Annotated in this window: 12 protein-coding genes and 1 riboswitch; of the genes, 8 read left to right on the forward strand and 4 right to left on the reverse strand. The window is 39.6% G+C overall.

The window, feature by feature from the left end; all coding sequences use genetic code 11:
* Positions 1-109: 109 nt before the first annotated feature.
* From BAOM_RS08380 to BAOM_RS08395, 4 genes are all read right to left on the reverse strand, one after another.
* Positions 110-991 carry a glycine-rich domain-containing protein gene (locus tag BAOM_RS08380; protein WP_127759878.1) on the reverse strand — a complete coding sequence of 294 codons (882 nt, stop codon included), beginning with the start codon at positions 989-991 and terminating at the stop codon, positions 110-112.
* Between the two features lie 153 nt (positions 992-1,144).
* Positions 1,145-1,723, reverse strand: a complete 579-nt coding sequence (locus tag BAOM_RS08385) for a hypothetical protein (RefSeq protein WP_127759879.1) — start codon at positions 1,721-1,723, stop codon at positions 1,145-1,147.
* Positions 1,724-1,940: 217 nt separating this feature from the next.
* Entirely contained in the window at positions 1,941-3,113 is a 1,173-nt protein-coding gene (gene tnpB, locus BAOM_RS08390) for an IS200/IS605 family element RNA-guided endonuclease TnpB (protein WP_127759880.1), read from the reverse strand.
* A 227-nt stretch (positions 3,114-3,340) separates the two neighbouring features.
* Positions 3,341-4,969 carry an acetolactate synthase large subunit gene (locus BAOM_RS08395; RefSeq protein WP_127759881.1) on the reverse strand — a complete coding sequence of 543 codons (1,629 nt, stop codon included), beginning with the start codon at positions 4,967-4,969 and terminating at the stop codon, positions 3,341-3,343.
* 241 nt (positions 4,970-5,210) lie between these two features.
* On the opposite strand from BAOM_RS08395, the gene BAOM_RS08400 reads away from it, so the two are divergent.
* From BAOM_RS08400 to BAOM_RS08435, 8 genes are all read left to right on the forward strand, one after another.
* Positions 5,211-6,830: a YceG family protein gene (locus BAOM_RS08400; protein ID WP_127759882.1), complete on the forward strand. Its 1,620-nt coding sequence runs from the start codon at positions 5,211-5,213 to the stop codon at positions 6,828-6,830.
* Positions 6,831-6,848: 18 nt separating this feature from the next.
* Positions 6,849-7,928 (forward strand): toxic anion resistance protein, encoded by a 1,080-nt coding sequence (locus BAOM_RS08405; protein ID WP_127759883.1) that lies wholly within the window; start codon positions 6,849-6,851, stop codon positions 7,926-7,928.
* A gap of 66 nt (positions 7,929-7,994) precedes the next feature.
* A riboswitch (PreQ1 riboswitch) is annotated at positions 7,995-8,037 on the forward strand.
* A 53-nt stretch (positions 8,038-8,090) separates the two neighbouring features.
* On the forward strand, positions 8,091-8,750 hold the full coding sequence (gene queC / locus BAOM_RS08410) for a 7-cyano-7-deazaguanine synthase QueC (protein WP_127759884.1): 660 nt from the start codon (positions 8,091-8,093) through the stop codon (positions 8,748-8,750).
* A 4-nt stretch (positions 8,751-8,754) separates the two neighbouring features.
* Complete coding sequence (queD, locus tag BAOM_RS08415) at positions 8,755-9,228, forward strand: 6-carboxytetrahydropterin synthase QueD (protein WP_127759885.1); 474 nt, start codon at positions 8,755-8,757, stop codon at positions 9,226-9,228.
* On the forward strand, positions 9,221-9,943 hold the full coding sequence (queE, locus tag BAOM_RS08420; protein ID WP_127759886.1) for a 7-carboxy-7-deazaguanine synthase QueE: 723 nt from the start codon (positions 9,221-9,223) through the stop codon (positions 9,941-9,943). The genes queD and queE overlap by 8 nt, the downstream gene beginning before the upstream one ends.
* Positions 9,944-9,947: 4 nt before the next feature.
* On the forward strand, positions 9,948-10,487 hold the full coding sequence (locus BAOM_RS08425; protein ID WP_127759887.1) for a VUT family protein: 540 nt from the start codon (positions 9,948-9,950) through the stop codon (positions 10,485-10,487).
* Between the two features lie 195 nt (positions 10,488-10,682).
* On the forward strand, positions 10,683-12,266 hold the full coding sequence (locus BAOM_RS08430) for a spore germination protein (RefSeq protein ID WP_127759888.1): 1,584 nt from the start codon (positions 10,683-10,685) through the stop codon (positions 12,264-12,266).
* Positions 12,263-13,450 carry a Ger(x)C family spore germination protein gene (locus tag BAOM_RS08435; protein ID WP_252283302.1) on the forward strand — a complete coding sequence of 396 codons (1,188 nt, stop codon included), beginning with the start codon at positions 12,263-12,265 and terminating at the stop codon, positions 13,448-13,450. The genes BAOM_RS08430 and BAOM_RS08435 overlap by 4 nt, the downstream gene beginning before the upstream one ends.
* Positions 13,451-13,546 lie beyond the last annotated feature (96 nt).

The raw sequence follows: 13,546 nt of genomic DNA on the forward strand, positions 1-13,546 counted from the left end.
GCGTTGAAAAGGAAAAACGGGAGATCGTTTACATGCGTAAAAAATGATTACTATTTTGAAAGAGAATGTACCAGAATAGACTTGGTACATTCTTTTTTTTCGTTCTCTCTTATGAAGACGAACATGAGCTGCAAGACGAACAGCTCGATGTATCTGATCCGCTGTCGTTATGGTTATGGCTAGAAGCGGAATCGCTGGAACTCCCAGAGTCTGTAGAGTCGCTGCCAAAAATGTCTTTAAATTCATGCTTCGCATCTTCATCAGCCTCGACATAAGCAAAGTAAGCTGGACTCGCGTTGTCGGTCTGTTCATATTGTTTCTTCCAGTGAAGATTTCCCTCTTTTTGAGCGTCTTTTAATCTTGCTGCGAAAAATTCAAAGGTTTGTTCCGCTTCTTGGCTCGTGTTCGTGCGCATATAGGTTTGCTTTAAACTTGTTAGTTCACGAGATGTAAATTCATTCAAGAAAGAAATGCCTTTATCTTCTTTAAAAAATTTCCGCCAAATTTTAAGCGAAATCATGTCTACGGTAAATAGCTGTACATAATAAAAATCAAATAAAGTGCGTTCTGTCGGTTTCCATGTTGGCTGTTTGTGCGGGATATGCTCGATTTTGTATCCGATAAACGTTTGGCAGAACTGATTGTATTTGTTTGGATCCTCTAACATGAGATGCCAAAGCTCATCGACTTTATCATGAAACATCTCTACTTGTTTAAAAATAGCGGCTAATACGAAATACCTCTTTAACTCTCGCCAAAGCTCATTTACTTGTCGTTGCGAATAGCGCGGAAATTTCAAGCGAAACGCCGTATTGACCTCTTCCATATATTCTGGATTTAAAGCGACATGTAAGTGTTTAATCAAATTTACATGGACTGTTTCTAATTCATGAATCGCTAATGTATCTTCAAAGTTTTGGCGGAATTCTTCTTGATAGCGTTCTCGTTTATTCTGTTTCCATCGCTTTTTGATTGCAGAGAACCAACTCATTGTCCTCCCCCTTTTATTGGAGCTTTTAGTGAATTATACCATTGATTGCAGAGGGCTGAACAATTATCATAATCGTTTGTTCGCGACCAATTATGGTATTGATGAACGAGGAGGCCGGCCAATTGCCCACTCACTGGATGAGCTTCCTATCATTCAATCTGGAATAGTAACCTGGATTTTCCTGTCCCATCGTTTAAAGAGAAATACACTGAGTTCAATCCAGATCCAACTATACAACAATGAAAAAAGGGCGAGTGGAAGAAAGAATAATAGGCTTATAGAGGGCTGAATCGATGGCCCTAACACTGGAAACTGAAAGACGAATAATAGAAGAAGAATTCCGCTAAGCAAGAAGATTGCACTTGCTATTATGATACTAAGACGCTTTTTCCATAAGTGGAAGGCAAAACTGATACCAATGCCTAGAAACCCAGTGGTAAAAGCAAAGATGATTATTTCACTCGGTTGAATGAGAAATAGTAGAAATATAGTTAACAAATAGCCAAGAAAACCGTATCGAGCGGATAAAATCGTACTAAGAATCATGGGTGCTGTTGCAAAGGGACTAATAAATAAACCAACTACAGGAATAAATCCACCGGCTGATTGGAGAATGGCTGACAATGTACATAATAATGCAGTGGTTGTGATTTTCTTTGACCTAGAGGCTGTTCTATGAAACGTATCGGAAATGTTTTGCGCATGCTTCGTAATCGGTTGAAGTAAAAACATGTAATCCTCCCTCAATCGTTCGTTACGCATACTATATTCGGCTTATCCTTTCGTCAGTTTGAACTACCCCCACCTACTCCACTACGTTTCGTTGAGGAGGGGGATTCCTACGTACAAGATTCTATCGAACCTTAATGGAGTAGGCGATCCCTGTCGCACCGACAGTTAGCAGTACAAACGACTAACCTAGCAAGTCTCCTGCAAAAAAAGAATCTAGTTAGACAGCTAACGCTAATTCTTTTATATTTTTAGATGCGTTCACATCCGCGTTGTCTGTGTGACCGCATTTTTGACACACAAATTCAGCTTGCGATGGACGATTGGCTTTTTCTGTATGGCCGCAAGCATGACAACGCTGTGAGGTACGGGTAGGATGGACAGCGATGACGGTTTTCCCATACCATTCCGCTTTATATTCGAGCATGGTACGGAATTGTGACCAAGATGCTTCACTGATCGCTTTTGCCAGATTGTGATTCTTCCTCATATTCGCTACCTTTAAATCTTCTATTCCGATCACATCGTGGTTTTTGATGATTTCGGTAGATATTTTTTGAAGGTAGTCTGTTCGTGCATTCACGATTTTTTCGTGAATACGCGCCACTTTTTTTCGTTGTTTTTGATAATTTTTTGCTTCATTTAGTGGTTTCTTTTGTTGAAGCGCTCTTTCTTGTCTTCTCGATAAGATCCGTTGTGCTTTCACCAATTTTCCCTCTAGAGAACGGAAAAACTTTGGGTTTGAATAGATGGTTCCATCTGACAGAATCGCAAAATCTTTTAGGCCGACATCGATGCCAACAGCCGAATTTGTTTTTGGTAATTCTGTTCCTTCTACTTCGGTCGTTAGAGAAACAAAATATTTCCCCGATGGATTCCGTCTAATCGTCGCACTCAAAATACGACCGTGTACTTCACGACTTTTGGCAAAACGAACAAGACCTAGCTTTGGCAACTTGATATGGTCATCTATAACAGCGATATTTCCATTCGTATGCTTCGTAACGTAAGACTGGACAGGATTCTTTTTGGATTTAAAACGTGGTAGCTTATTCTGTTTTTTGTAATATCGACTATAAGCATCCGCTAAATTTTCAACCGATTTTTGCAAAGCGATACTATCCACTTCTTTCAAAAAGGAATACTGTTTCTTTAATTCTGGAAGTTCTTTGATTGTTTCATATTTATTCAAATAGTCCCCTTTCCAATTATTTGAGGAAAGTTGACCATTCTGCTTCATTTCTTCTGTGATAGACCAGTAAGCGTCTTTTTCTTTCTGTTTACCAAGAAAGAGATTAAAGACAAATCTTGAACAACCGATTGTCTTATGGATGAGTTCCATTTGTTTCTGATTAGGGTATAAGCGGAACTTAAAGGCTTTGTGGATGAACATGGTTGGGCACCCCCTTCACTTTTTACCTTATTATACCATATATAAACCCGAGAATAAAAACATAAGTTCCCCTTTTGTGAAATAGTCACTAATCAGAAGGCGATTCATCCCCTCCCTACTCATTGGGCTATCACCCTTCACATTCCTTGAGGAAGGGGTATTCTCGCCTATTTTTTTGATGAAAAAATGCCCGTTGATCAAAACGGGCAAACGAATCATGAGTACATTTAGTGAGAGTTTTTCAACCGTTCACTCAGCCGAAAATTTTCTTCATAATCGACCGGACATTCAATAAGAACCGGTCCTTTTTCTAAAAGTGCTTGTTGCAAAATTCCCGATAATTCAGTCGCTTGTGTTACTTTATACCCTTTCGCACCATATGATTTTGCCAGGGCAACAAAATCAGGGTTATCGAATTCGATATTGGAGGAATGGCTTAACTTGTTTTCTTGCTCCCACTCAATCATTCCATATCTGCCATCACGCCAAATCATAATAACAATCGGTAATTTTAATTGGACTGCTGTTGCAAATTCTGCTGCAGACATGACAAATGCTCCGTCTCCACATACAGCGATGACTTTTTTGTCTGGACAGGCAAGTTTTGCACCGATTGCTCCAGGCAATGCAATTCCCATTGATGCAAGCCCGTTTGAAATGATACATGTATTGGGCTTTAATGCCTCATATTGTCGACCGATCCATAGCTTATGAGCTCCGACATCTGATAGTACAATATCATCGCTTGATAGAACTGCCTGAATTTCTTGAATGATACGTTGAGGGCTCAGCGGACATGCGTCACTTGTTGTGTTAATCAGTTTATCATTCGTTATTGTTTCTTTTATATTACGATAAAATGGATCCATCTCATTTCTTTGGTGAATTTGAACCGTTAAACTCTGAAGATTTGCGGATAAATCACCAACAAGAGAGGCTTTTACGGGATAAAAGCTGTCTGTCTCAGCTCCATTTACATCAATATGAATAATCGGTGCCAGTAATTTATTCCACTTTTGTGGTCCGTATTCGATAGGGTCGTACCCGATGGTAATGACTAAATCAGCACGGGAAAAAGCTTGATTAACAAAATCCCCTTCAGGCAACCCAATTGTTTGTAAATGAAGAGGGTGATTTTCAGGAACAACGCCCTTTGCCATAAACGTTTCCGTAAAGGGGGATTGAAGCTTTTCGATAAACGTTATAATTTCGGTAGGAACATCTTCGCCTATCGCATTATTTCCTATTAGAACAAGCGGGAATTTTGCTTCATTAATGGCCATGGCGACATCAGATAAGGATTGGTTAGACGCGATGACTTTTTGGCTATCCAGTTCGTTTTGTAAAGGTTGCCCTTGTACGAGAGTGGAGGCAATATTATTTGGGAGTTCTATATGAATGGCTCCAGGTAAATTACTTGTCGCTAATGTAAATGCCTTAGCGACAACTTCGGGAATAACGGAACCATCGTGAATAGATGTATTCCATTTCGAAATCGGACGGTATAACTCGATAAGATTTAAATATTGGTGAGAACTTTTATGTTGCATCGTGAGGTCGGTCTGTGCTGTAATGGCGACTAACGGCATTCTATCCAAGGTAGCACAGGCAACACCTGTCACCATATTGGTAGCTCCAGGTCCAAGCGTTGACAGGCAAACGCCTGGTTTTCCTGTCAATTTGCCCATCATCCCAGCGATTAACGCTGCCCCTGTTTCATGTCTGCAAACGATAAACTTGATGGATGACTGATTTAGTGCATCTACTAAATCAATATTTTCTTCTCCAGGCACTCCAAATATGTATTCCACATTTTGTTTCTCTAAACATTTTACAAAAAGCTCAGCTGCTTTCAAAAAAACACCCCTTTCTACTTTAAATAATATTCACTTGTTAAAGTTCCACAAATATTCTGCTTTTATTTCAGGTTCTGTTAAAAATCGTATACATCAACAATATTCATTAACATAGCTTTATTTAAAGCTGCATACTGCTTATTTTCCGGGTAGCTATTCCTTAAAATTAAGCAAGTATTTACGAATACGTATATAATAGAAATAAGAGAAAAAGCCGGACATCTTGAGGGAAGGAGTGGCTATGGTGAATTATATAAACATTGAACCTGTATTATTTACATTGACAGAGGAGTGGTTAAAAGTATTTTTCGCTTCGGTGAAAGAAAGACCTTCCTATCTAATTAACGATTCAACTTATGGATTTCAACGAGTGGGCATTCGTGTATTGGGTACACCTCTGGATCAAGATGAGTATTATAATGCCTTATTCGAGATGAATCAAGAGAGTTCTCCCGTTCATGTGTTGAGCGAGGAGTTGGATAAGACGATTGATAATCAGATGATGAAATCGATTCAAGATATATTGGACGTGCATCAGCAAGAACCAAAAGGCCTTTCTATCAATCGGTTAATTGCTTTTATGTATGGAAAGCAATTAATCCCAAAGCATCATGATCCATCGCTTAATCGGCATATTCAATTATCTGTTATAAAAGTGATAGAGCATTTTCAGCAGCACCATTCTGCGGGCTTATTAACGCAAGAGTTTAGGCGCTTTCTTATTGACGTGGTGAAATGGTTAAAAAACCATTGGGCGAAGTGGGCTGAAACTGTCACGATAGGTGAGGATTTTCCGAAAGTCGTTTGGTATGGTGACATGAATGGCAGTCAAAAATATTTCCTAATGTTATTGATGGAGTTTGGCTGTGATGTGTTACTTTTTCATCCTGAAGGAAAGGATCTATTTGCGGAAATCGATCCAAATAATACACTCTCTATTCCTTATCAATATCGTCATACAGCAAAGTTAGAGCCCTTCCCGACACATCAAAGAGAACGCCAAACAACCGTTGCCTATCGAGCTAATAAACAACTAGAAATTATGATGCATGACCATGGCTCGGGCATTTATAAGCCATGGCAATTTAGAGATTATATCCCGTCCTCCATTACTTTACGTATGACATATGATGATGTGTTTATTTATGCGAGGGAAAAGGCGATGATTCGTCCAGAATTTAAGCTAGAAAATAATCGGGTACATATTCCTGTGATTTTTGCCAAAATTCAAGGGGTCTCGAAAGATCGGAAACAATATTGGGAACGTATGAGGGAGCTTATCGATGATTCATTAGCTTTGTGCATTCGCGAGTTTCCTTTTTCTCAAGCGACAAAAGCGAATTATCATTTTCATTATCAAAAGTCTTTAGAACAAGGGACGCTTTCTCCAGAAAAGATGGTCAACAGCAATTGGTGGCGCTATAAACATTTGCCGAATGGACTTCAAAACGCAATTGCTCATACGATTAAAGCGTACTGCGAACATCCTAAATTAAATAAAATAGCAGGAGAATCCGATTATGATCTTCAGTTATTTCTATTTAAACAGGCTAATATGATGCCGGAAGTAGTTCTCCAATTGCTGCAACAGTTTGATTATGCTCAAGAAATTCCCCGTCTGGTTCTTTATAATATGGAGAAGAATGGAGAGCCTTCTAGGGAAGATGCTGCCCTTCTTTTGTTTTTAAATGAATTTGGCTGTGATGTAATTTGGTATAATCCAGCCGGACATAACGATATTGAACAGTTTATTAATCCATCATTTTATGATGTTCATTGGTTAGAAGAAGTGGAATTTCAACAGGAGTTTCAAGAAAAAGAAGAATCGATTATTAAGAAGATTATTAAAAAAATATTTTAAGTATAGGAGTGGGATACCATGACAGCTGATTTACAACTTCAAAAACAAGAGTTAAATCCAAATACAGCGCAGCAATTACGTGCTCAATTACGCCAAGAACCACAAGTGTTGCAGTTAGTTCAATCGCTCGATATTAAAGATCAGCATCAATTATTAACGCTTGGAAAAGAACCAGCTGATAGTTTATCTCGTTTTGCAGATCGAATCTTACATTCGATGACGGTAACAAATATTGAGAAATCGAGCGACTTACTTAACCAATTAGAAAAATTAATGAAGCGCTTTGATCGAAATGAAATTATGAAAGAGCCTGGGTTTCTTGATAAATTATTCAAGCGTGCGAAAAAGACAATTGAAGATGTGTTTAAAAAATATCAAACGTTAGGCGGTGAACTAGATAAAATTAATGCCCAATTTGCGATTATGGAAGACGAACTAAAGCGTGCAAACAATGATTTAGAAGGACTGTATGAAGAAGATATTCAATACTACTTTGAATTAGAGAAATATGTCGTAGCAGCTGAAATGAAGCTGGAAGAGGTAAGAGATACACTGATTCCGCAGTATGAGGAACGTGTGAATACAGGAGATCAATTAGCGCGCATTGAATTAGAAGGATTACGAACAGTTCAAGAATTATTAGAACGGAAGATTGATGATTTAGAGAAAGCAAGAATGGTTGCTGTTGTTGCTGCGCCACAAATTAAGACAATGCAGCGTGGGAATAATGATTTAATGGCGAAAATCAATAGTAACTTTGTAACGGTGATTCCGATTTTTAAAATGGGGATTATTAATACGGTGTATGCGAAGCGTCAAAAATTACATTCTGATTCATTAAATGCTTTTGAAGAAAGAGCGAATCAAATGTTAACGGAAGTAACTTCAGATATCATGAATCAAAGTGTTGAAATTGCTCAGCGAACAGGCAGCTCCAGCATAAAAATGGAAACGATTGAGACGATGTGGACGACAATCGAAAAAGGAATTGTAGAGTATAAGAGAGTAAAAGAAGAGCAGTCGCTGCAGCGAGTGGAAGATAAGAAACGATTAGAAGCTCTTCAAGAAGAGGCGAAAAGGGTGCTATCGCAAGGGTAAAAAACGCTTGCATTACTTGCAGTTTCGCTATACTATAAGTGAGGAATTAAAATAATCTGCTAATGTGCAGAAGAGGTTCTAGCTACCCTCTTTAAAAAACTAAGAAGAAACAGTACTCTGTCTTAGGGTGCTGTTTTTTCGTTATAAAGGAGTTTTTTAGGAATGAAAAAGGAAAAAGCAGTGGTTGTATTTAGTGGTGGTCAGGATAGTACGACATGTTTGTTCTGGGCATTAGAAAGATTTGCTGAAGTTGAGGCGGTCACATTTGATTATAATCAGCGTCATCGACTGGAAATTGAGTGTGCACAAAATATTGCAAATGAGCTTGGTATCAAGCATCATATTTTAGATATGTCTTTGTTAAATCAACTCGCTCCAAATGCGTTGACTCGTGATGATATTGAGGTAAAGGATGGTGAAGATGGTGAATTACCTTCGACGTTCGTGCCAGGACGTAATTTACTATTTCTTTCGTTTGCCGGTGTGATTGCGAGCCAAATCGGTGCGAAACATATTGTCACTGGTGTATGTGAAACAGATTTCAGCGGCTATCCAGATTGTCGCGATGTGTTTATTAAATCGTTAAATGTGACATTGAATTTATCAATGGACAATTCGTTTGTCATTGATACACCGTTAATGTGGTTGAATAAAGAAGAAACTTGGGAGCTTGCCGATCAGTTAGGCGCATTTGAATTTGTTCGTGAAAAAACATTAACGTGTTATAACGGAATCATTGCGGATGGATGTGGGGAATGCCCGGCTTGTAAGCTTAGACAAAAAGGCCTTGTAGACTATTTAAGTAAACGGAAGGAGTCTTAAAGGCATGTATGGATTTCGAATTGTTGATAAGCTCCAGAAACTAGATCAAGATATACAAAGAAATCAATTAAACTATCATAAGAAGCGCGTTCTTGTAAGTAAAGAATTCACATTTGATGCCGCTCACCATCTTCATTGTTATGAAGGAAAATGTAAAAACTTGCATGGTCATACGTATCGAGTTGTCTTTGGCTTAAGCGGATTTACTGATGCCCGCGGTTTGATGATGGATTTCGGTGATATTAAACAGATATGGAAAGATAAAATTGAAATTTATTTAGATCACCGCTATTTAAATGAAACGCTGCCATTGATGAATACAACGGCAGAGAATATGGTCGTTTGGATATATGAAAAAATGGCGGATGCCCTGCGTGAAGAGCCTCAATATAAAGGAGCTCGGGTAGAATTTGTTCGACTATTTGAAACGCCAACGAGCTATGCGGAAGCAAGACGGGAGTGGATGGAAGATGAGTAAAATTCCCGTTATGGAGATTTTTGGACCTACCATACAAGGGGAAGGTTCTATGATTGGACAAAAAACGATGTTTGTACGTACAGCTGGCTGTGATTATTCTTGTTCCTGGTGTGATTCAGCTTTTACATGGGATGGAAGTGGGAAAGAATACATTACTCAGATGACCGCGGAAGAAATCTGGGATGAACTGAAAAGAATCGGTGGAGATGGTTTTTCCTTTGTTACGATTTCGGGCGGCAATCCAGCTTTACTGAAAAATCTAGGCAGTTTAGTTGCGCTCTTAAAAGAACAGGGGATAAAAATGGGCGTGGAAACACAGGGAAGCAGATGGCAGGATTGGTTTTATGAAATCAATGAGCTGACGATTTCTCCTAAGCCGCCTAGCTCGGGAATGAAAACAGATTTCGGGATACTTGATGAAATCTTCACTAAGTTGCAAAACAATCAACACCATGTTTCGCTTAAGGTTGTGATTTTTAATGATGAAGATTATGAGTATGGAAAAGCGATGCATCATCGCTACCCGGACATTCCGTTCTTTTTTCAGGTTGGAAATGATGATAGTACGACGACGGACGATTCTAGATTGATTAGTAGACTTCTACAAAAATATGATTGGTTAATTGATAAAGTTGTGCAAGATCAGACTGTTACAAATGTGAAGGTGCTCCCGCAGTTGCATACGTATATTTGGGGCAATAAACGAGGAGTATAAAGATATGAGAATATTATTCTATTTACTATCGATTGTGACTGCGAACGTGGTAACGGCGGCTTTTGCACCGCTCCAATTTGGTGTATTTATCGTACCGATGGGAACCTTGTTAATTGGAGCAACATTTATCTTTCGGGATCTTGTTCAAAATAAATATGGTCGAGCGAAGACATATGGATTCATTGTGACAGCGCTCATTTTATCAGCAGCTGTATCGTTTACATTAGGGGATACATTATTAATTGTTGCAGCCTCCGCACTTTCATTTATCGTTGCGGAATCTGCGGATACAGAAATTTACTCGCGTTTGAAGTTACCGATGAGCTGGCGCGTATTCTATAGCGGAATTGTTGGCGGGTTTCTCGATTCGGTAATTTTCGTTGTGATTGGTTTAAGCCCATTTGGTGCAAACATTTTACCTTGGGAAGCTGTACCTGCTGCTATTGTAGGGCAAATTATTGTCAAAACAATTGTTCAAATGATTGGTGCGTTCATCTTGAATCAGGTATATGTTCGTTTAGAGAAGAAAACTGTCGTTAATTAATATAGTGAAGAGGCTCAGTCTTATGACTGAGCCTTTTCTCATTCACCCTAATCGCCTGTCCGTTCTTTATGAAGAAAATCACTAGTACAGTGGAGAATCAGGAAATTTCTTAATGGTTTTGTATAAATTACCCTTAATGAAGAACTATAGAAAAAGAGAGCTTATAGTCACCTGCAAAAAAATGGGGGAAGCAACTTGATTCGAAATATAAATAAACTTTTAAGGAAACCCAAGCCCAAAAAGAATAATTTACAAAACGAACAGGAACAGCAGAATTCTAAGCCAGAAGATTTCCTTTCTGATAATTTCGATAAAAATATCGAAACTTTTCGTTTAGTTTATGATCGTTGTTCAGATGTTGTTTTCCGTACGTTTTTACTTTTTGGAAAAACGAGAGCGACCATTATTTATATAGAGGGTATTACGAACGTCGAAGGGATGGAGGAGTTCGTTCTATCGCCGCTCATTAAGGAAACAGCAAGCGAAACTCAGCCCTTAAATGAACTTTTTGAAAATAAATTGCCTATTTCTAAAGTAAAAAGAATGCATACAGTTGCCGAGTGTATCGAATCCATTTCATCTGGAAATCCTATCCTTCTCTATGAAGGGGAAAGTGCTGGTTTTTCTTTAGGATTAGCCAAATGGGAAAAGCGCGGGATTGAAGAACCTGTGGCAGAGGTAGGAATCAGGGGGCCGCGAGAGGGATTCAATGAATCTTTAGAGGTAAGTACATCTCAATTACGCCGCATTATTAAAAGTCCTGCTCTTAAAATACAATCGATGAAAATCGGAAGTTATACACAGACGACTGTTGCCATTGCCTATATTGATGGACTTGTAGATCAAACACTGATTGAAGAAATAACGAATCGATTGAAGCGAATTGAGATAGACGGTATTTTAGAAAGCGAGTACATCGAGGAAATGATTGAGGACAACCCGTACTCCCCTTTTCCTCAAATACTATCAACAGAACGACCCGATACAGCTTGTTCTAGTTTATTAGAGGGACGAGCCGTCATTTTAGTAGAAGGAACACCATTTAGTTTAATTGCTCCAATTTCCTTCTTTTCTTTGCTTCAATCACATGAGGATTATTATCAACGCTTTATGGTTAGCACACTTATCCGTTGGTTACGTTATAGTTTTCTTAGTATCTCACTCTTGCTGCCTTCCTTTTATGTCGCTATTTTGACGTTTCATCAGGAGGCGATACCAACAGCACTGCTGTTGAGTGTGTCAGCGTCCCGGGAAGCGGTCCCATTTCCTGCTGTAGTAGAGGCGCTACTTATGGAAATTATGTTCGAAGCGCTGAGGGAGGCAGGGGTTCGATTGCCAAAGCAGATTGGCTCTGCTGTTAGTATTGTTGGAGCGCTAGTAATTGGTCAAGCTGCCGTTCAAGCAGGATTGGTTTCCGCGCCAATGGTCATTGTGGTGGCGATTACGGGAATCTCTTCTTTTATGATCCCTCGTTATATTGCTGGAATTGCTCTCCGGATGTTGCGTTTTCCTATCATGCTGCTTGCCGGTACCTTAGGACTGCTCGGCATTATGATGGGAATCATCGCCATAGTCATTCATTTGTGCGGCTTGCGCTCCGTCGGTGTCCCTTACTTACAGCCACTGGCACCGCTAAAAGGACGTGAGCTAAAGGATGTGCTGTGGAGATCGCCTGTGTGGAAGATGGATACACGGCCACGTCTTACAGGGGAGTTTAACCAATATCGCCAGTCTCCAAATCAGGCGCCGAATTCGAAAAAGGGGGGTGACACGCAGTGAAAAACATTCTCCGTATACTATGTATTTTCGGGTCTATTCTTCTTTTAAGCGGCTGTTGGGATCGGGTGGAAATCAATGATTTGGCTATTGTCACAGCAGCAGCTATCGATATAAAGGATGACGATCAAATTGAATTATCCCTCCAAGTGTTTATCCCTAAATCATTAGGGAGCGGGGGCGGTCAAACAGGAATTGCTGGCGGCGGAGGATCTGTGACATTGGTGAGATCCCAAATAGGATCCAATATTTCAGATGCGCTTTCCAAGCTACAAAGCAAGATTCCGCGCAAAGTTTTTTGGGGACAATGTAAAGTATTTATATTCGGCGAAAAGTTAGCAAAGCAAGGAATACAAGAGCAGATGGATTTCTTACTTCGCCATCCGCAGCCAAGAGAGAGAGCTTATTTGTATGTTAGCAAAGGGAACCCGAAGGATGCCCTTGAATCACTTCCTCCTCTAGAACGCTATTCGGGGGAAGTGATTCGGGAACTATCTGATTTACATATTGGGATGCAGGTTACCATGCAGGATGTACAGGAAGGGTTAATAGGTGTAGCTCAGGCTGGCGCACTTCCATTTATTAAAATTTTACCACCAGGTAAAGGGGAAAAGAAATTACAGGGAATTCCGTACATTGTCGGAACTGCGGTGTTTAAAAAAGATAAAATGGTTGGAACGATGTCAGAAAAGGCAACAAGAGGAGTCTTGTGGTTAAGAAATGAAATGGAAGCCTACACAGTTACCGTAAAACCTGAAGGCGTTAAAGGGGAAGTATCTTTAAATCCAGTGTCGGCACGTATCAAGCTGATTCCACAAATACGAAATGATAAATGGAAAATGCTCGTGAAAATTAATACAGAGGGGGCTGTTATCCAAAATGGAACGAATTTGGCTTTTACAAGTCCAAAATCACTACGGACTGTAGAAAAAGCGTATCAAGAAGATATCCAAAAGCGTATCGAGCTAGCTATCCAGCAAGCGCAGCATAAGGTGAAAGCGGACATTGTAAAATTTGGTGAAGAATTCTATCGGAAATATCCTGAAGAATGGAAAAAAAATGAAAATCGCTGGGGCGAGGTGTTCCCGGAGGTGGAAGTGGAAGTCAACGTTGAGGCCCATATTCGCAGACAGGGCTATATAAATAAACCGGGAGGATTGCCTGAGAAAGAGGTGAAGGAGCAGTGAGGTGGGGAGCTTTTTTTAGTGTTGTGGTAATCGTGGCTTTGGTCATTTTGTATGAATGGCCGAAAATGAAACAAAACCCGAAAAAGGATAAGGTGG

It is taken from the genome of Peribacillus asahii, from assembly GCF_004006295.1.
GTDB lineage: Bacteria > Bacillota > Bacilli > Bacillales > DSM-1321 > Peribacillus > Peribacillus asahii_A.